2 protein-coding genes are annotated in these 21,924 nt (G+C 67.1%); one reads left to right on the forward strand and one right to left on the reverse strand.

Going from position 1 to position 21,924, the window contains the following annotated elements; translation table 11 throughout:
• Positions 1 to 320: 320 nt before the first annotated feature.
• Positions 321 to 20,324, forward strand: coding sequence for an SDR family NAD(P)-dependent oxidoreductase (locus ABZ412_RS03735; protein ID WP_357275835.1), 20,004 nt, complete (start codon positions 321 to 323; stop codon positions 20,322 to 20,324).
• Positions 20,325 to 20,388: 64 nt separating this feature from the next.
• Here the strand turns inward: ABZ412_RS03735 and ABZ412_RS03740 are convergent, their stop codons facing one another.
• Positions 20,389 to 21,771 (reverse strand): cytochrome P450, encoded by a 1,383-nt coding sequence (locus ABZ412_RS03740; protein WP_357275838.1) that lies wholly within the window; start codon positions 21,769 to 21,771, stop codon positions 20,389 to 20,391.
• Between the last annotated feature and the right edge of the window lie 153 nt (positions 21,772 to 21,924).

A 21,924-nucleotide genomic window follows, 5' to 3' on the forward strand; every position in this document is an offset into this window, starting at 1 on the left:
CTAGGTTGATGATGCGGTTCTGGGCCTGTCGGCCCTGCCCGGGCAGGACTGCTTCGGGAGTCATATGAGGGGAGTCATATGTCGGCGATCGCGGCGTTTCAGAAACTTGATGCCTGCGCCCATAATTTCGACAGCAGTGTCGATCTTTGGTGACGACTGCGGGGCGCGAAGTGTGGACAGTTCGTCAGTTGGTCTAGCGCGCAACACGTCAGAGCATCGTGTTGCTGACGCGCGTCACGATGATTTCGCGGGTTATTCCGACGGATCCGTACGACAACTCATCGCAACACAACTTCATCCGAGTTGCATAGGGGATTGGTATGACTCAACCGTATAAAGGGCACGCTGGGATTCTCGGCAATGAGACTGAGCCGACACAGCCGATCGCGATTGTGGGTATAGGTTGCCGGTTCCCGGGCGGGGTGGAGTCATCCGAAGACCTGTGGCAGCTGGTCATCGACGGTCGTGACGGGCTATCGGATTTTCCGTCCGACCGTGGCTGGGATCTGGACCATCTGTACAACCCGGAGCCGGGTGTGCCGGGCAAGTCCTATGTGCGGGTGGGTGGATTCCTCCATCGCTCGTCCGAGTTCGACGCCGAGTTCTTCGGGATCAGTCCGCGCGAGGCGCTGGCGATGGACCCTCAGCAGCGGGTACTGCTGGAAACAGCCTGGGACGCATTGGAATCCGCGGGGTTCGACCCGTCGGCCCTGCGCGGCAGCGACACCGGGGTGTTCTGCGGGGTGATGCACAACGACTACGGGGTCGGGGCGGGCGGGCAGGTTCCGGTCGACGTCGAGGGCTATCAATTGACGGGCGGCTCGACCAGTGTGGTGTCAGGTCGGGTGTCGTACGTGCTGGGGTTGGAGGGCCCGGCGATTTCGGTGGACACGTCTGCCTCGTCCTCGTTGGTGGCGCTGCATCTGGCGGTCCAGGCGTTGCGGTCGGGGGAGTGTTCGCTGGCGCTGGCCGGTGGGGTGACCGTGATGTCGACACCCGCGACGTTCGTCGAGTTCTCCCGGCAGCGAGGGCTCGCGGTCGATGGCCGGGCCAAGCCGTTCGCCGACGCGGCCGACGGGACGGCATGGGGCGAGGGCTCGGGTGTCCTTGTGCTGGAACGGTTGTCCGACGCCCAGCGCAACGGGCATCGGGTGCTGGCGGTGGTGCGGGGTAGCGCGGTCAATCAGGACGGGGCGTCGACCGGGTTGACCGCGCCGAATGGTCGCTCCCAGCAGCGGGTGATCCGGCGGGCATTGGCCAATGCCGGGGTGTCCGCGGCCGAGGTCGACGTGGTCGAGGCCCACGGCACCGGCACCAGGGTGGGCGATCCGATCGAGGCGCACGCGTTGCTGGCCACCTACGGGCAGGACCGGCCGGCGGATCTGCCGGTGTGGCTGGGTTCGGTCAAATCGAACATCGGGCACACGCAGGCGGCTGCCGGCGTGGCCGGCGTGATCAAGATGGTGCAGGCGTTGCGCCGCGGAATCCTGCCCAAGACGCTGAACGTGGATATGCCGTCCACGCGGGTGGACTGGACTGCCGGGCGGGTGGAGCTGCTCACCGAGCAACGCGACTGGCCGACGGTCGATCGGCCGCGTCGTGCCGCGGTGTCGGGGTTCGGTGTCAGTGGCACCAATGCCCACGTCATCCTCGAGCAGGCTCCGGAATCGGTGACCGAACCGGTGGCCGATGGCGGTGTGGACGGGCCGGTGGCGTGGGTGTTGTCGGGCCGGACACCGGAAGCGCTTGCGGGGCAGGCGGATCGGTTGTCGTGGCACCTGCGCGAGCGTCCGGATGTGGATCCGGTGGATGTGGCGGCGACGCTGGCGCGTCGGTCGCGGTTCGAGCAGCGTGCGGTGGTCACGGGCGCGGACCGGGCGGCGCTGCTGGCGGGCTTGGCGGCGGTGACCCAAGGGCTACCCGCCGAAGGTGTGGTGTCGGGGACCGCACGCGCACAAGGTAAGACAGTGTTGGTGTTTCCGGGTCAGGGGGCGCAGTGGCTGGGGATGGGCCGGGAGCTGTTGGTGTCGTCGCCGGTGTTCGCGCAGGCTATGGCCGAGTGTGATCGGGTGTTTTCCTCGTTGGTGGAGTGGTCGCTGTTGGATGTGGTCGCTTCCGATGATGCGGGGTGGCTCGAGCAGGTCGAGATCGTGCAGCCGGTGTTGTTCGCGGTGATGGTGTCGCTTGCGGCGTTGTGGCGTTCGGTTGGTGTGGAACCTGATGCGGTGGTGGGTCATTCGCAGGGTGAGATCGCGGCGGCTTATGTGGCTGGTGTGTTGTCGCTCGAGGATGCCGCTCGGGTCGTGATCCTGCGTTCGGCGGCGTTGACGGCGCTCGCGGGTCAAGGCGCGATGGTGTCGGTGTTCGCGCCTCGGGATCGGGTCGAGGAGCTGCTCGGCGGGTTCGCCGGTTTGGCGGTGGCTGTGGTCAACGGCCCGGGATCGACCGTGGTGTCCGGTGATGTCGGGCAGATCGAGTTGTTCCTGACCGAGTGTGAGCGACTCGAGGTGCGTGCCCGCCGGATCGCGGTGGATTATGCCTCGCATTCTCCCCAGGTCGACCAGGTCCGCGAGCACTTGATGCAGGCGCTCACCACAGACCGGACTGCTTCACTCGAGAAGGCTTCGCCGCGGGTGGCGTTCTATTCGACTGTCACCGGCACGGTCCTGGACCCGAGCGAATTGGATGCCGAGTACTGGTTCCGCAATCTGCGGGAGACGGTGCGTTTCGAGCAGGCGGTGCGGGCATTGCACCGCGACGGATACAGCGTGTTCGTCGAGGCGAGCCCGCACCCCTTGCTGACCGTCGATGTCGAACAGATCTGTGCGGCAGCTGATCCCGACAGCCATGACCCGGTGATCGTGGGATCGCTGCAGCGCGACCAGGACAGTGCTCTCACTTTCACCCGCTCGGTGGCCCGCTTGGAAGTGTCGGGTGTGGGTGTGGTGTGGGATGCGGTGTTCGGGGGTCGCGGGCGGCGTGTGGAGTTGCCGGGTTACGCGTTCCAGCGTCGCCGATATTGGTTGAGCTCTTCGGGGGCCGCTGTTGCGGGGCCGGCGGAGGCCGGGCATTCGGTGGTCCGTCCCGTCCCGGACGTTGTGGTGAGTTTGCGACAGCGGTTGGCGGGATTGACGTCCGCCGAGCGGGAGGCATTGGTCCGGGACACTGTTCGCGGCCAGGTCGCGGCCGTGCTGGGCCACGACGGTGGCACGGCTATCGATGGCGGCCGCAACTTCCGGGATCTGGGCTTCGATTCGTTGACCGGGGTCGAGGCACGGGAGCGGTTGAACACGGTCACCGGGTTGCGGTTGCCCGCGTCCCTCGTCTTCGATCATCCGACGCCGGATGCGGTGGCCGCCCACATCCTTTCCCAGCTCACCGGCGCCGATATCGCCGCGGCTTCGGAATCGGCATCGGTGGTGTCGTGGTCGTCGTCGGATCCGGTGGCGATTGTGGGGGTGGGCTGTCGTTTTCCGGGTGGGGTGTCTTCCGCGGAAGAGCTGTGGCGGTTGGTGGTCGACGGGCGTGATGTGATTTCGGGATTCCCGACCGACCGCGGCTGGGACGGGGTGTTCGATCCGGTGCCGGGTGCGGCGGGTAAGTCGTACACGAATGAGGGCGGATTCCTGTACGAAGCAGCGGAGTTCGACGCCGGGTTCTTCGGGATCAGTCCGCGTGAGGCGGTCGGGATGGACCCGCAGCAGCGGATCATGCTGGAGACGGCGTGGGAGGCGCTCGAGCATGCCGCGATCCGGCCGGAGACGTTGCGGGGCAGCGACACCGGCGTGTACATCGGGGTGATCGACCAGGGCTACGGGGACGGGGTCGGCGATGGCGACTTCACCGGCGGTACGGCGAGCGTGGTGTCGGGCCGGGTGTCGTACGTGCTGGGGTTGGAAGGGCCTGCGGTATCCGTGGATACGGCGTGCTCGGGGGGCCTGGTGGCGTTGCATCAGGCGGTGGCGGCATTGCGCGCGGGGGAGTGTTCGCTGGCGCTGGCCGGTGCGGTGACGGTGATGTCCACTCCGTCGATGTTCGTGGAGTTCTCTCGGCAGCGGGGGTTGGCTGCGGATGGCCGGTGTAAACCGTTCGCGGAGGCCGCGGATGGGACGGCGTGGGGTGAGGGTTCGGGTGTGCTGGTACTGGAGCGGCTGTCGGATGCGCGGCGCAACGGGCATCAGGTGCTGGCGGTGGTGCGTGGCAGCGCGGTCAATCAGGACGGTGCGTCCAATGGGTTGACCGCGCCGAACGGGCCTTCGCAGCAGCGAGTGATCCGGCGCGCGTTGGCCGATGCCGGGTTGTCGGCGGCCGAGGTCGATGTGGTGGAGGCGCACGGTACGGGGACCAGGTTGGGTGATCCGATCGAGGCGCAGGCGTTGCTGGCGACTTACGGTCAGCGTGATCGCGATCTGGAGCCGGTGTGGTTGGGTTCGGTCAAGTCGAATATCGGGCACACGCAGGCGGCTGCCGGTGTGGCCGGGGTGATCAAGATGGTGCAGGCCTTGCGCTATGGGGTGCTGCCCAGGACCCTGCACGTGGACGCGCCATCCTCACAGGTGGATTGGACGGCGGGCCACGCCGAGCTGCTGAGCCGGGCACAGGACTGGCCGGAGACCGAGCGTCCGCGGCGAGCGGCGGTGTCGGCTTTCGGCATCAGTGGCACCAATGCTCACGTCATCCTAGAAGAAGCTCCGGTGAGCGAGTCGGCGCCGCAGCCACCGACACCGACCGACGGGTCGGCACCGGTGGCGTGGGTGTTGTCGGCACGGACCCGGGATGGATTGGCGGAGCAGGCGGCTCGGCTGTCGACCCATCTGGGCCAGTGCCCGGACGTGGACGCGGTGGATGTGGCCGCGACCCTGTCGGGCCGTTCGCGGTTCGATCATCGAGCGGTGATCGTGGGCCTGGATCGGGCGCAGCTGCTGGGCGGGCTGGACGCGGTGGCGCAAGGGCTGCCCGCGGGCGCTGGTGCGGTGGTGTCGGGGACCGCACGCGCACAAGCCAAGACGGTGTTGGTGTTCCCGGGTCAGGGCGCGCAGTGGCTGGGGATGGGCCGGGAGCTGCTGGCGTCCTCACCGGTGTTCGCGCAGTCCATGACCGAGTGTGATCGCGTGTTCTCCACGTTGGTGGACTGGTCGCTGCTCGAGGTGCTCGACGGTGGTGACGGCGCGCCCTCGCTGGAGTGCGTCGACGTGGTACAGCCGGTGTTGTTCGCGGTGATGGTGTCGTTGGCGCAGCTGTGGCGTTCGGTTGGTGTGGAACCTGATGCGGTGGTGGGTCATTCGCAGGGAGAGATCGCGGCGGCTTATGTGGCGGGTGTGTTGTCGCTCGAGGATGCGGCTCGGGTCGTGATTCTGAGGTCGGCGGCGTTGACGGTGTTGGCGGGTCAGGGCGCGATGGCGGCGGTCGGGCTCGCGGTCGAGCAGGTCGAGCGGCTGCTCGAGCGGTTCGACCGTTTGGCGGTGGCTGTGGTCAATGGCCCGGGATCGACCGTGGTGTCCGGTGATGTCGGGCAGATGGGGTCGTTCCTGGCCGAGTGTGAGCGACTCGAGGTGCGTGCCCGCCGGATCGCGGTGGATTATGCCTCGCATTCTCCTCAGGTCGAACAGCTTCGCGAGCAGCTGCTCGGCGCGCTCACCGAAATCCAGCCGCGTACATCAGGTTCCACGCGTTCGAGGGGTGCGTCGGAGGTGGCGTTCTATTCGACCGTCACCGGCACGGTCCTGGACCCGAGCGAATTGGATGCCGAGTACTGGTTCCGCAATCTGCGGGAGACGGTGCGTTTCGAGCAGGCGGTGCGGGCATTGCACCGCGACGGATACAGCGTGTTCGTCGAGGCGAGCCCGCACCCCTTGCTGACCGTCGATATCGAACAGATCTGTGCCGCAGCCGATCCCGGCAGCACCATGCTCCCGAACGTCCATGACCCGGTGATCGTGGGTTCGTTGCTGCGTGGCGAGGATTGCGCGGTCGCGTTCACGCGCTCCATGGCCCGCCTGGAGGTGGCAGGTGTGGATGTGGAGTGGAATGCACTGCGTCAGGATCGTGGTCGTCGAATCGACTTGCCCACGTACGCGTTCCAGCGTCGACACTACTGGAAGACCCCGACCGGTAACGGTGACGCGGCGTCGCTGGGGTTGACCGGGGCCGGGCACCCGCTGCTGGGTGCGGTGATGATGTCCGCGGACACAGGTGCGGTGGTGCTGACGGGTCGACTGTCGTTGTCGTCGCAGCCATGGCTTTCCGATCACGCGGTCGGTGGCGTGGTGTTGTTCCCCGGCACCGGGTTCGTGGAGTTGGCGATGCGGGCGGGGGCGGAAGCCGGATGCCCGGTGCTGCGGGACCTGACACTGACGACTCCGTTGGTGTTGGCCGCCGAGACCGCGGTGCAGCTTCAGGTCGTGGTCGACCGGCCCGACGGGCAGGGGCAGGGAGTGCGGCGGGTGGTGATGTACTCCCGTGACGCCGAGGACCCGCAGGCCGCGTGGGTCACGCATGCCGAGGGAGTACTCCAGCGGCGGGACGCTGATGTCGCGAATTCGGTTGCCGCCGGAGCGGTGTCGGAGGGCTTGGCGGTGTGGCCGCCGAGTGGCGCAGTGCCGGTGGACGATGTGTATCCGGTGCTGGCTGATCTCGGATATGACTACGGTCCGACCTTCCAGGGGTTGCGGTCGTTGTGGCGTCGTGGTGAGGAGTTGTTCGTCGAAGCCGCACTGCCGGATTCGGTGAGTGATGCGTCGGGGTACGGACTGCATCCGGCGCTGTTGGATTCTGTGCTGCATGGCGTGGTGATGCCTTCCGATTCCCATTCCGGTGGCGTGATGTTGCCGTTCGCGTGGTCGGAGGTGTCGCCGCATACGGGCGGCGCGTCGGTGGTGCGGGCCCGGATCCACCCGATCGAATCCGGTACGGGTGCGGTCGCGATCGAGGTCGCCGACACCGCCGGGCAGCCGGTGCTGACAGTCGGGTCGTTGACTTTGCGGCCGGTGTTGCCGGGGCAATTGCGTGCGTCGAGCACGCGGGAGCGGTTGTGTGTGGTGCAGTGGACACCGACGGAGACTTCGATTCTGGGGTCGGAGCCGGAGTCTCGGGTGTTCACCACGATCGAGGAATTCTTGGCGTGGACGCGCGACGAGGGTGTGTCGGTGCCGCCGGTTGTGGTGCTGGACCGGCGCGAGATCGACGCTGCCGGGGATGTGCCGTGGCGTGTGCGTCGGGCGACCGGTGAGGTGCTGGCCGGGTTGCAGGCCTGGCTGGGTGAGTCGCGGTTCGCCGCGAGCACATTGGTGGTGTTGACCTGTGGGGCGGTCGCATCTGCGGGTGAGCCGGTCGATGATCTGGCTGGTGCGGCGGTGTGGGGTCTGGTGCGTTCGGCGCAAACGGAGGATCCGGGCCGGATCGTCCTGCTCGACACCGACACTGCCGCAACGGCAGTGGACTTGGCCGGGGTGTTGGCGTGTGGTGAGCCTCAGGTCATGATCCGTTCCGGGGTGTCGCATACCGCTCGATTGGTCCGGCTCCCGGTGCAAGACACTGGCGTGGATTCGGGTGTGGTGTCGGAGGGCACGGTGCTGATCACCGGGGGCACCGGTGGGCTGGGATCGATGTTGGCGCGGCATCTGGTGACCGAGTACGGGGTGCGGTCGTTGGTGTTGGCCAGTCGGCGCGGCCCGGCAGCGCCGGGTGCAGCGGAGTTGGTCGCGGAGTTGACCGGGTTGGGTGCCCGGGTGCGGATCGTGGCGTGCGATGTGTCCCAGCGCGATGAGGTCGTGAAGTTGCTGGCCGCGGTTCCTCAGGACGCACCGTTGAGCGGTGTGGTGCACACCGCAGGCGTGCTCGACGACGGTGTCGTGGTGTCGTTGCGCCCCGAACAAGTAGACGCGGTGTTGGCGGCCAAGACGGATGCGGCGTGGCATCTGCACGAGTTGACCCGTGAGCTGGATCTGGGGTTGTTCGTGTTGTATTCGTCGGTCGCGGGTGTGCTGGGCACCGCGGGGCAGGGCAATTACGCGGCCGCGAACGCATTCCTCGACGGGTTGGCCGAGCATCGCCGTGTGAGCGGGCTGGTCGCGACATCGATCGCGTGGGGGTTGTGGGCTTCCGATACCGGTATGACCGGTCACCTCGGCGACACCGACACCACACGGCTGGGCCGCGTCGGGGTGGCGGCGATGTCGGACGAGCAGGGCTTGGCGTTGTTCGACGCCGCACTCGTCCAACCTCGTTCGGGTGTAGTGGCGGCGCGCATCGATTCGGCCGCATTGGCGGCCCGTTCCCGTGCCGGTGTCCTTGCTCCGATGCTGGAGGGCATGCTGCCGACAATTCGCCGCAGCCCATCGGGTGCGGCAGGTGCGGTGGGTCTGCGGCAGCGGCTGGTCGGGCTGACACCGACCGAGCGAAAGGCGCTGGTGCTGGACACTGTTCGCGGTCAGGTCGCGGCTGTGCTGGGTCACGATAGTGGTGCGGCCGTAGCCGCTGACCGTAGTTTCCGGGACCTGGGTTTCGATTCTCTGACCGCGGTCGAGGCGCGCAATCGGTTGAACGCGGTCACCGGGTTGCGGTTGCCCGTGACCCTGGTTTTCGATTATCCGACGCCCGACAGTGTCGCTACACACATCCTTGGCCGGCTCACCGGCGCCGATATCGCTGAGGTCCCGGAATCCGCCTCGGTGGTGTCGTCGTCGGAGCCGGTAGCGATTGTGGGGGTGGGCTGCCGTTTCCCTGGTGGGGTGTCCTCGCCGGAGGAGTTGTGGCGCTTGGTGGTCGACGGGCGTGATGTGATCTCGACGTTCCCGACCGATCGTGGCTGGGACGGGGTGTTCGATCCGGTGCTCGGTACCGCGGGTAAGTCGTACACGAACCAGGGCGGGTTCCTTTACGACGCGGGCGAGTTCGATGCCGGGTTCTTCGGAATCAGTCCGCGCGAGGCGATCACGATGGACCCGCAGCAGCGAGTACTGCTGGAAACTTCCTGGGAGGCACTGGAATCAGCGGGCATCGACCCGTTGACGTTGCGGGGCAGCGACACCGGCGTGTATGTCGGTGCGATGTATCACGATTACCCGCACAGCGAAGTAGCCGGTGCTGTCCTGTCGGGTCGGGTGTCGTATGTGCTGGGTCTGGAAGGTCCTGCGGTGTCGGTGGATACGGCGTGTTCGTCGAGTCTGGTGGCCCTGCATCAGGCGGTGGCGGCTTTGCGCGCGGGAGAATGCTCGCTGGCGCTGGCCGGTGGGGTGACGGTGATGGCCACGCCCGCGACGTTCGTCGAGTTCTCTCGGCAGCGGGGGTTGGCTGCGGATGGTCGGTGTAAGCCGTTTTCGGAGGCCGCTGACGGGACCGCGTTCGGTGAGGGTTCGGGTGTGCTGGTACTGGAGCGGCTGTCGGATGCCCAGCGCAACGGACATCAGGTGCTGGCGGTGGTGCGTGGCAGCGCGGTCAATCAGGATGGCGCCTCCAACGGTTTCAGTGCCCCGAACGGACCTTCCCAGCAGCGGGTGATCCGGCGGGCGTTGGCCGATGCGGGGGTGCCGGCGGCCGAGGTCGACGTGGTCGAAGCCCATGGCACCGGCACCAGGTTGGGTGATCCGATCGAGGCGCAGGCGCTGCTGGCGACCTACGGTCAGGGCCGTCCGGCGGACCGGCCGGTGTGGTTGGGTTCGGTCAAGTCGAATATCGGGCACACGCAGGCGGCGGCGGGTGTGGCCGGGGTGATCAAGATGGTGCAGGCCTTGCGCTATGGGGTGCTGCCCAGGACTCTTCACGTGGATGCGCCGTCCTCACAGGTGGATTGGACGGCGGGTCACGCCGAGCTGCTGAGTCGGGCACAGAACTGGCCGGCGGCCGATCGGCCGCGGCGAGCGGCGGTGTCGGCTTTCGGCATCAGTGGCACCAATGCTCACGTCATCCTCGAAGAAGCTCCGGTGAGCGAGCCGGCACCGCAGCCACCGACACCGTCGGACGGGTCAGCGCCGGTGGCGTGGGTGTTGTCCGGTCCGGCACCGGAAGCGCTTGCGGGGCAGGCGGATCGGTTGTCGCGGCACCTGCTCGAGCGTCCGGATACTGATGCGGTGGATGTGGCGGCGACCCTGTCGCGACGTTCGCGGTTCGATCATCGTGCGGTGGTCACGGGCAGGGGCCATGCGGCGTTGCTGGCGGGCTTGGACGCGGTGGCTCGCGGGCTGCCAGACGATGGTGTGGTGTCGGGGACCGCACGCGCACAAGCCAAGACGGTGTTGGTGTTTCCGGGTCAGGGGGCGCAGTGGCTGGGGATGGGCCGGGAGTTGCTGGCGTCGTCGCCGGTGTTCGCGCAGGCTATGGCCGAGTGTGATCGGGTGTTTTCCTCGTTGGTGGAGTGGTCGCTGTTGGCTGTGGTCGCTTCCGATGATGCGGGGTGGCTCGAGCAGGTCGAGATTGTGCAGCCGGTGTTGTTCGCGGTGATGGTGTCGTTGGCGCAGCTGTGGCGTTCGGTCGGTGTGGAACCTGATGCGGTGGTGGGTCATTCGCAGGGCGAGATCGCCGCGGCCTATGTGGCTGGTGTGTTGTCGCTCGAGGATGCGGCCCGGGTCGTGATCCTGAGGTCGGCGGCGTTGACGGCGCTCGCGGGTCAAGGCGCGATGGTGGCGGTGTACGCGCCTCGGGATCGGGTCGAGGAGCTGCTCAGCGGGTTCGACTGTTTGGCGGTCGCCGTGGTCAACGGCCCGGGATCGACAGTGGTGTCCGGTGATGTCGGGCAGATGGGGTCGTTCCTGGCCGAGTGTGAGCGACTCGAGGTGCGTGCCCGCCGGATCGCGGTGGATTATGCCTCGCATTCTCCTCAGGTCGAACAGCTTCGCGAGCAGCTGCTCGGCGCGCTCGCCGAAATCCGTCCGCGCTCACAAGGTTCCACGAGCCCGACGGGGGTGGTGTTCTATTCGACTGTCACCGGCACGGTCCTGGATCCTGCCGGGCTGGACGCGGACTACTGGTTCCGCAATCTGCGGGCGACGGTGAGCTTCGAGCAGGCCGTGCGGGCATTGCGCCGCGACGGATACGGCGTGTTCATCGAGGCGAGCCCGCACCCGCTGTTGACCGTCGATGTCGAACAGATCTGTGCCGCAGCCGATCCCGGCAACGGCACACCCTCGAACGCCCATGATCCGGTGATCGTGGGTTCGTTGCTGCGTGGCGAGGATTGCGCGGTCGCGTTCACGCGCTCGATGGCCCGGTTGGAGGTGTCGGGTGTCGATGTGGCATGGGATGCTTTGCTTCAGGCTCGTGGTCGTCGAATCGAGTTGCCCACGTACGCGTTCCAGCGTCGACGCTACTGGTTGAACTCGACCGGGAACAGTGACGCGGCGTCGCTGGGATTGGCTGGTGCCGGGCACCCGCTGCTGGGTGCGGTGATGATGTCCGCGGACTCGGGTGCGGTGGTGCTGACGGGTCGACTGTCGTTGTCGTCGCAGCCATGGCTTTCCGATCACGCGGTCGGTGGAACGGTATTGCTCCCGGGCACCGGTTTCGTGGAGTTGGCCATGCGGGCGGGCGAAGAGATCGGGTGTCCGGTCCTGCGGGACCTGACGCTGATGACGCCGTTGGTGTTGACTGCCGAGACCGCGGTGCAGCTTCAGGTCGTGGTCGACGGACCCGACGGGCAGGGGTTGGGTGCGCGACGCGTGGTGGTGTACTCCCGTGACGCCGAGGACCCGCAGGCCGGCTGGGTTACCCATGCCGAGGGGGTGCTCGAGCGGCAGGACGCTGATGTCGCGAATTCGGTTGCCGCCGGAGCGGTGTCGGAGGGCTTGGCGGTGTGGCCGCCTGCGGGCGCGGTGCGTGTGGGCGTGGAGGACCTCTACGGCAGGCTCGGCGATCTCGGGTACGGCTACGGTCCGGCGTTCCAGGGGTTGCGGTCGTTGTGGCGGCGTGGTGAGGAGTTGTTCGTCGAAGCCGCACTGCCGGATTCGGTGAGTGATGCGTCGGGGTACGGACTGCATCCGGCGCTGTTGGATTCTGTGCTGCATGCCACGGTGATGGCTGTGGTGGCAATCGATTCCGGTGCTGGTGTCGAGGTGGTGTTGCCGTTCGCATGGTCGGAGACGGCCTTGTATGCGGTCGGTGCGTCTGCGGTGCGGGCGCGGATCTCACCGACCGGTGTCGGTGCGGTCGCGGTCGAGGTCGCCGACCTTTCCGGGCATCTGGTGTTGGCGGTCGGGTCGTTGACTTTGCGGCCGGTGTCGCCGGGACAGCTGGGCGCGTCGAGCACGCGGGAGCGGTTGTGCGTGGTGCAGTGGACACCGGCGGAGATTCCGATCCCGGGTGCGGGGTCGGAGCCGGAGTCTCGGGTGTTCACCGCGATCGAGGAATTCTTGGCGTGGACGCGCGACGATACTGCGTCGGTGCCGCCGGTGGTGGTGCTGGACCGACGCGAGATCGGCGACACCTCCGAGGATGTGCCGTGGCGTGTGCGTCGGGCGACCGGTGAGGTGCTGGCCGGGTTGCAGGCCTGGCTGGGTGAGTCGCGATTCGCGGAAAGCACATTGGTGGTGTTGACCAGTGGGGCGGTCGCGTGTGCGGGTGAGCCGGTCGCTGATCTGGCTGGTGCCGCGGTGTGGGGTCTGGTGCGTTCGGCGCAAACGGAGGATCCGGGCCGGGTCGTGCTTGTGGACACCGATCTCCCAGACGGTGTTTCCGTGGGCGTCGTGTCCGGGAGCGCGACCGCCGCAACGGCAGTGGACTTGGCCGGGGTGTTGGCGTGTGGTGAACCTCAGGTCATGATCCGTTCCGGGGTATCGCATACCGCTCGACTGGTCCGGCTGCCGGCGGAGGAGCCCGGTGTGGATGCGGGTGTGGCGTCTGCGGGCACGGTGGTGGTCACCGGTGGCACCGGTGGGCTGGGTTCGATGTTGGCGCGGCATCTTGTTACCGAGTACGGGGTGCGGTCGTTGGTGTTGGCCAGTCGCCGTGGCCTTGCGGCTTCGGGGGCAGCGGAGTTGGTCGCGGAGTTGACCGGGTTGGGTGCCCGGGTGCGGATCGTGGCGTGCGATGTGTCCGATCGCGATGAGGTCGTGAAGTTGCTGGCCGCGGTTCCTGAGGACGCGCCGTTGAGCGGTGTGGTGCACACCGCGGGTGTGCTCGATGACGGTGTGGTGGTGTCGTTGAACCCGGATCGGATGGACGCGGTGTTGGCGGCCAAGGCTGATGCGGCATGGCACCTGCACGAGTTGACCCGTGAGCTGGATCTTCGGTTGTTCGTGTTGTACTCCTCGGTTGCGGGCGTGCTGGGCACCGCGGGGCAGGGCAACTACGCGGCCGCGAATACGTTCCTCGATGGGTTGGCCGAGCATCGGCGTGCGAGTGGGCTGGTCGCGACATCGATCGCGTGGGGGTTGTGGGCTTCCGATACCGGGATGACCGGGCATCTCGGTGATGTCGACACCATGCGTTTGAATCGTGATGGGGTGGCGGTGATGTCGGACGAGCAGGGTTTGGCGTTGTTCGACGCCGCTGTGGCGCAACCTCGTTCGGGTGTAGTGGCGGCGCGCATCGATTCGGCCGCATTGGCGGCCCGTTCCCGTGCCGGTGTCCTTGCTCCGATGCTGGAGGGCATGCTGCCGACAATTCGCCGCAGCCCATCGGGTGCGGCAGGTGCGGTGGGTCTGCGGCAGCGGCTGGTCGGGCTGACACCGACCGAACAACAAGCGCTGGTCCTGGACATTGTTCGTGGCGAGGTCGCGGCTGTGCTGGGTCACGATAGTGGTGCGGCCGTGAATGCCGACCGTAGTTTCCGGGATCTGGGTTTCGATTCGCTGACCGCGGTCGAGGCCCGCAATCGGTTGAACGCGGTCACCGGGTTACGGTTGTCGGCGACCCTGGTTTTCGACCACCCGACGCCCGACCGTGCCGCCGCGCACATCCTTGGCCGGCTCACCGGCGCCGATATCGCTGCGGTCTCGGAATCGGCATCGGTGGTGTCGTGGTCGTCGTCGGATCCGGTGGCGATTGTGGGGGTGGGCTGCCGTTTCCCGGGTGGGGTGTCCTCGCCGGAGGAGTTGTGGCGCTTGGTGGTCGACGGTCGCGATGTGATCTCGACATTCCCGACCGATCGTGGTTGGGAAGGGGTGTTCGATCCCGCGCCGGGTGTCGAGGGTAAGTCGTACGCGAATGAGGGCGGATTCCTTGACGACGCAGCGGAGTTCGACGCGGAATTCTTCGGGATCAGTCCGCGTGAGGCGGTCGGTATGGACCCGCAACAGCGGCTGATATTGGAGACGGCGTGGGAGGCGCTCGAGCATGCCGGGATCCGGCCGGAGACGTTGCGGGGCAGCGACACCGGCGTGTATGTCGGTGCGATGTACCACGATTACCCGCAGACCGAATCAGCCGGCGCTGTCCTGTCGGGTCGGGTGTCGTACGTGCTGGGTCTGGAAGGTCCTGCGGTGTCGGTGGATACGGCGTGTTCGTCGAGTCTGGTGGCCCTGCATCAGGCGGTGACTGCGTTGCGTACGGGGGAGTGTTCGCTGGCGTTGGCCGGTGGGGTGACGGTGATGTCGACACCCGCGACATTCGTCGAGTTCTCCCGGCAGCGGGCATTGGCGGCGGATGGTCGGTGTAAGCCTTTCGCGGAGGCGGCCGACGGGACCGCGTTCGGTGAGGGCTCGGGTGTCCTTGTGCTGGAACGGCTGTCCGATGCCGAGCGCAACGGGCATCAGGTGTTGGCGGTGGTGCGTGGCAGCGCGGTCAACCAGGACGGTGCGTCCAATGGCTTCAGTGCGCCGAACGGGCCTTCCCAGCAGCGGGTGATCCGGCGGGCATTGGCCAATGCCGGGGTGTCTGCCGCTGAGGTCGACGTGGTCGAGGCCCACGGCACGGGGACCAGGTTGGGTGATCCGATTGAGGCGCAGGCATTGCTGGCGACCTATGGTCAGCGTGAAACCGATTCGGAACCGGTGCGGTTGGGTTCGATCAAGTCGAATATCGGCCACACGCAGGCGGCTGCCGGTGTGGCCGGGGTGATCAAGATGGTGCAGGCCCTGCGCCACGGGGTGCTGCCCAGAACCCTGCACGTGGATGCGCCATCCTCGCACGTGGATTGGACGGCGGGTCACGCCGAGCTGCTGAGTCGGGCACAGGACTGGCCGGAGGCCGATCGGCCGCGGCGGGCCGCGGTGTCGGCTTTCGGTGTCAGTGGCACCAATGCTCACGTCATCCTCGAACAAGCTCCGGTGAGCGAGCCGGTACCGCAACCCCGGACACCGATCGATGAATCGGTGCCGCTGGTGTGGGTGGTGTCGGCACGGACCCGGGACGGGTTGGCAGGGCAGGCATCTCGGTTGTCGGCGTATCTGGGGCAGCGTCCGGATGCGGATGCGGCGGATGTGGCCGCGACCCTCTCGGGCCGTTCGCGGTTCGATCATCGAGCGGTGATCGTGGGCCTGGATCGGACGCAGCTGCTGGGCGGGCTCGACACGGTCGCACGCGGGCTGCCAGGCGATGGTGTGGTGTCGGGGGTCGCCGGCAAACCCGGTAAGACGGTGCTGATCTTCCCGGGTCAGGGCGCGCAGTGGCTGGGGATGGGCCGGGAGCTGTTGGTGTCGTCGCCGGTGTTCGCGCAGGCTATGGCCGAGTGTGATCGGGTGTTTTCCTCGTTGGTGGAGTGGTCGCTGTTGGATGTGCTCGGTTCCGATGATGCGGGGTGGCTCGAGCAGGTCGAGATTGTGCAGCCGGTGTTGTTCGCGGTGATGGTGTCGCTTGCGGCGTTGTGGCGTTCGGTTGGTGTGGAACCTGATGCGGTGGTGGGTCATTCGCAGGGAGAGATCGCCGCGGCTTATGTGGCTGGTGTGTTGTCGCTCGAGGATGCGGCCCGGGTCGTGATCCTGAGGTCGGCGGCGTTGACGGTGCTGGCCGGTCGGGGCGCGATGGTGGCGGTCGGGCTCGTGGTCGAGCGGGTCGAGGAGTTGCTCAGCGGGTTCGACGGGTTGGCGGTCGCCGTGGTCAACGGCCCGGGATCGACCGTGGTGTCCGGTGATGTCGGGCAGATGGGGTCGTTCCTGACCGAGTGTGAGCGACTCGAGGTGCGTGCCCGCCGGATCGCGGTGGATTATGCCTCGCATTCTCCTCAGGTCGAACAGGTCCGCGATCGCCTCCTCGGCGCACTCGCCGAAATCCGTCCGCGCTCACAAGGTTCCACGAGCCCGACAGGGGTCGTGTTCTATTCGACCGTCACCGGCACGGTCCTGGACCCCGCCGAATTGGATGCCCGGTACTGGTTCCGCAATCTGCGGGAGACGGTGCGTTTCGAGCAGGCGGTGCGGGCATTGCAGCGGGATGGATACGGGGTGTTCGTCGAGGCGAGCCCGCACCCCTTGCTGACCGTCGATGTCGAACAGATTTGTGCGGCAGCCGATCCCGACAGCCATGACCCGGTGATCGTGGGTTCGCTGCTGCGTGGCGAGGATTGCGCGGTCGCGTTCACGCGCTCGATGGCCCGCCTGGAGGTGTCGGGTGTCGATGTGGCGTGGGATGCGGTACGTCAGGGTGGCGGTCGCCGGGTCGAGTTGCCCGCGTACGCGTTCCAGCGTCGCCGCTACTGGTTGCCGCCGGCCGGGAGTGCTGACGTGGCGTCGCTGGGGTTGACCGGGGCCGGGCACCCGCTGCTGGGTGCGGTGATGATGTCCGCGGACACAGGTGCGGTGGTGCTGACGGGCCGGTTGTCGTTGTCGTCGCGGCCGTGGCTTGCTGATCACGCGGTCGGTGGGGTGGTGTTGTTCCCCGGTACCGGGTTCGTGGAATTGGCGATGCGGGCGGGGGCGGAAGCCGGGTGCCCGGTGCTGCGGGACCTGACGCTGATGACTCCGTTGGTGTTGACTGCCGAGACCGCGGTGCAGCTTCAGGTCGTGGTCGACGGACCCGACGGGCAGGGGTCGGGTGCGCGACGCGTGGCGGTGTACTCCCGTGACGCCGAGGGCCCGCAGGCCGGCTGGGTTACCCATGCCGAGGGGGTGCTCGAGCAGCGGGACGCTGATGTCGCGAATTCGGTTGCCGCCGGTGCGGTGTCGGAGGCGTTGGCGGTGTGGCCGCCTGCGGGCGCGGTGGCTGAGGCGACCGACGATGTGTATCCGGTGTTGGCTGATCTCGGATATGACTACGGTCCGACCTTCCAGGGGTTGCGGTCGTTGTGGCGTCGTGGTGAGGAGTTGTTCGTCGAAGCCGCACTGCCGGATTCGGTGAGTGATGCGTCGGGGTTCGGACTGCATCCGGCGTTGTTGGATTCTGTACTGCATGCCGCGGTGATGGCCGGTGCCGGTGGCGAGGTGATGTTGCCGTTCGCGTGGTCGGAGGTGTCGCTGCACGCGGTCGGCGCGTCAGTAGTTCGGGCGCGGATCTCGCCGACTGATTCCGGTACCGGCGCGTTGGCGATCGAGGTCGCAGACACCGCTGGGCAGCCGGTGCTGACGGCTGGGTCATTGACCTCGCGGCCGGTGTCGCCGGGACAGCTGGGCGCGTCGAGCACGCGGGAGCGGTTGTGCGTGGTGCAGTGGACACCGGCGGAGACTCCGATCCCGGGTGCGGGGCAGACGCCGGAGTCTCGGGTGTTCACCGCGATCGAGGAATTCTTGGCGTGGACGCGCGACGATACTGCGTCGGTGCCGCCGGTGGTGGTGCTGGACCGACGCGAGATCGGCGACACCTCCGAGGATGTGCCGTGGCGTGTGCGTCGGGCGACCGGTGAGGTGCTGGCCGGGTTGCAGGCCTGGCTGGGTGAGTCTCGATTCGCGGAAAGCACATTGGTGGTGTTGACCAGTGGGGCGGTCGCGCGTGCCGGTGAGCAGATCGCTGATCTGGCTGGTGCCGCGGTGTGGGGGCTGGTGCGTTCGGCGCAGTCGGAGGACCCGGGCAGGATCGTGCTCGTCGACTCCGATCACCCCGTGGATATGCCGATGGCGATGCTGACCGAGGCGCTGGCCTGCGGTGAACCTCAAGTCATGATCCGTTCCGGGTCGCCGCATACCGCTCGACTGGTCCGGCTCACCGATTCGCCGGGTCTGGTTGTGCCGGACTCGATGTCGTGGCGCCTCGAAGCCGGTAATGACACCATCGACGGGCTCGAGCTGAAGCGATGCGGTGCCGCTGATCAACCTCTGGCGCCGGGGCAGGTCCGTATCGCGGTGCGGGCCGGTGGCCTGAACTTCCGAGACATTCTCATCTGCCTGGGTGAAGTGGCTTCGAAGAACACCCTGATGGGCATGGAAGCGGCGGGCGTCGTCGTCGAGGTCGGCCCGGGGGTGGACGGCTTCGCGCCCGGCGACCGGGTGATGGGATTGATCGAAGGCGGTCTGGGTCCATTCGAGGTGACGGATCAGAGACTGATCATCCATATGCCCGAGGGGTGGTCGTTCATCGAGGCGGCCACCGTTCCGATCGTCTTCCTGACCGCCTATTACGGGCTTCGCGATCTGGGTCGCGTCCGGCCAGGCGAGACTCTGCTGGTGCATGCGGCGGCCGGCGGGGTGGGCATGGCGGCTACCCAGTTGGCCCGGCACTGGGGAATCGAGGTGTACGGGACCGCGAGCCAGGGCAAGTGGGACACCTTGCGTTCCCTGGGGTACGACGAGCAGCACATCGGGGATTCCCGGTCGCTTCACTTCGAAGAACAGTTCATGGCGGCTACCGGTGGCCGCGGTGTGGATGTCGTTCTGGACTCGCTGGCAGGGGAATTCGTCGATACGTCGCTACGGCTGCTACCGCGCGGCGGTCGTTTCCTGGAGATGGGCAAGACCGACATCCGTGACAGCGGAGAGATCGCCGCTCGTTATCCGGGAGTGCACTATCGTGCGTTCGATCTGGTGCATGCCGGGCCGGATCGGATCGCGGAGATGCTGGTCGATCTCAAAGCGATGTTCGACAGCGAAGTGATCACTCCGCTGCCCGTCAAGACCTTCGACATTCGGCGTGCGCGCGACGCGTTCCGTTACTTCAGTCAGGCGCGCCACATCGGCAAGATCGTCCTTACCCTCCCGGCGGGTCCGGATGGTGTGGATTCCGGTGTGGTGTCGGCGGTTTCGGCGGGCACGGTGTTGGTGACCGGTGGCACCGGAGGGTTGGGAGCGATGCTCGCCCGGCACCTGGTGGCCCAGTACGGGGTGCGGTCGCTGGTGCTGGCCAGCCGGCGCGGTCCGGAAGCGCCGGGAGCGGCGGAGCTGGTCACGGAACTGTCCGAGCTGGGCGCGCGGGTGCGGGTGCTGGCCTGTGATGTGTCCGATCGGGCGGCGGTGGCGCGGTTGCTGACCGCGGTTCCGGAGGACGCGCCGCTGACCGGTGTGGTGCACGCGGCCGGTGTGCTCGACGACGGTGTAGTGGTGTCGTTGCGCCCCGAACAGGTGGATGCGGTGCTGGCGGCCAAGGCGGATGCGGCGTGGCATCTGCACGAGTCGACCCGCGAGCTGGATCTCCCGCTGTTCGTGTTGTACTCCTCGGTCGCCGGTGTGCTGGGCGCTGCGGGGCAGGGCAACTACGCGGCCGCGAACGCGTTCCTCGACGGGTTGGCCGAGCATCGCCGCGGCGACGGTCGAGCGGCGGTGTCGATCGCGTGGGGCCTGTGGGCCGAGGGCACCGGGATGACCGGACACCTCGGCGACACCGACACCACACGGCTGGGCCGCGTCGGGATGGCGGCGATGTCGGACGAGCAGGGCTTGGCGTTGTTCGACGCCGCTGTGGCGGAACACCGTTCGGGTGTGGTCGCTGCCCGCGTGGACATGGCCGCACTGGTCGCCGGCGCGCGTGCCGGGACGCTCGCCCCGATGCTGGAGGGCTTGCTCCCGGAGGTACGCCGGGCCGCCGAAGTCACGGTGGATCTGCGGCAGCGGTTGGCGGGACTGCCGGACGCCGACCGAAAGACCCTGGTCCTGGCCACTGTGCGTAGCCAGGCCGCGGCCGTGCTGGGGCACGATAGCGATGTGGTCATCGATGCCGACCGCAATTTCCGGGATCTGGGCTTCGATTCGCTGACCGCCGTCGAGGCGCGCAATCGATTGAACGCCGTCACCGGGCTGCGGCTGCCCGCGACGCTCGTTTTCGACTATCCGACACCCGATGCGGTCACCGCGTACATTCTCGCCCAACTCGCCGACACCGATACCTCGGACTCTTTGTCGCGCCTGGAAAAAGAGGTCATGGATATGGTCGACGGCAACCGGATGACCGACGAGTTCTACTCGAGACTGGTGAATCTGACACGAATCGCCGGTCGGGCGAACGAAGATCCGGATGCGTCCCCCTCGGAGGACATCATGGCCATGAGCGACGAAAATCTGATGGACCTGCTGGAAGACGAATTCGGCATCTCGTAGCAACGACGCTGGGCAGCAACCGAATTCGGTTGCGGCCCAGCATCGGGAGGGCGGGACGCCCGCCTCAGCGGTCGGCTCGGGGTACGACCTTCAGCTGATATGGCTCGGGGCGCAGCGTCCCACGTTCCCGCATGGCCAGTGGTGTGCCGTCGGTGCTCAATTCGAAGGCGGACAGAATGCGGGCGACCAGCAGCGTGGCTTCGTGTAGCGCGAACTGGCGGCCGATGCAGCTGCGGGGTCCGGTGCCCCACGGTTCGAAGAACCGGTCGGGATGGCTGCGCAAACGGTCGGGTTCGAAGCGATACGGGTCGAAGGCGTCGGCGTCAGCGCCCCAGACGTCTTTGTCGCGGTGCGCGGCGAGCGCGATGACGAAAACCATGTGCCCGGCGGGGATTCGATACCCGCCGAGATCCTGGTCGGTGCGGGCTCTCCGGAAGTATCCGGGCGCCGGCGGCCATAATCTCAGACACTCGTTGAGAACATGCCGGATCAGGCGCATCCCGGTTACTGCCTTGTAATCGAACCCGCCGCGTTCCGAAATTTCCGTGCGGATCTGTTCTTGGAGCTTTTGGTCGGCTGCGATGTAGTGCAGTACCGACTCGAGCAGTGCGGCTGTGGTTTCGTATCCGCCCGCCATGAAGGTCAGCACTTGCTCGCGGACGTTGTCCAACGGCAACCGGTGGCCGGTTTCCGGGTCGGTGGCCGTGAGCATGAGGTTGAGCAGATCCTCGTCATCGGTCGGATGAGCTTGTCGTTCAGTGATGATCCTGTCGGAAAAGCGATGGAGCGCCGCGCTGTTGCGGCGCACCCTGGCTGCGAGTAGCCGCCGCCGGATCGGGCCGACGACAGGCAATGCCAAGCCGGCGTCCGACGCCATGCGCAGTAGGTCCGAGAGAGAATCGATGAACGCGTGCGAATCGGCGCTGTCGGGAGCATCGCGGAAAAGCCCGAGCTCCCTGGAGAACCCGGCACGCCCGATGACTTCCCCCGCGGCCCGCGTCATGGCCGAGTGCGTGTCGATCACGCCGTCACCGGCGGACCACTCCGCGACGAGATCATCGGCGACCGACTGCATCGCCTGGTGATAGCTGCGCATTGCCTTCTGCGCGAAGGCCGGAGTGAAGATGCGGCGCGCCTGGCCCCACAGCGGATTGTCGTTGTCCACCACGAACAGACTGTCCGGCATGAACCGTTGGAACTCGAGCACCGGCCCGTACAGTGCGCGCTCCCAATGCTGTTCATCCGAGCACTGGGCCGCGAGGCGAGCACCTGTCACGTAGGTGAAGTGCAGGCCGAGCGCTCTCCGCTCGAAAATGGGACCGAGCGATGCGGCCAGGGCCATTTCGTTCTGAATGGGGCGATAGCGGTCGACATGGGTGATATCGCCCAAGAGGGGCACCCGTCCCGGGGGATGCGGGAGGTCTCGGCGAACCAGGGGCGGTGTCATGCGCTCAGGCAGTCGTCGCGGGATTCGATAATCGTCATGGTTTCGCCACCCTCCCCAGTGGTCGACATCTCAACGGAACGGTAGCGTCAACACGTTCCACTGTCCAAAACGACGCTGGGCCGCAACCGGATTCGGTTGCGGCCCAGCGTCGAG

This window comes from Nocardia sp. NPDC005746, assembly GCF_040630785.1.
Lineage (GTDB): Bacteria > Actinomycetota > Actinomycetes > Mycobacteriales > Mycobacteriaceae > Nocardia.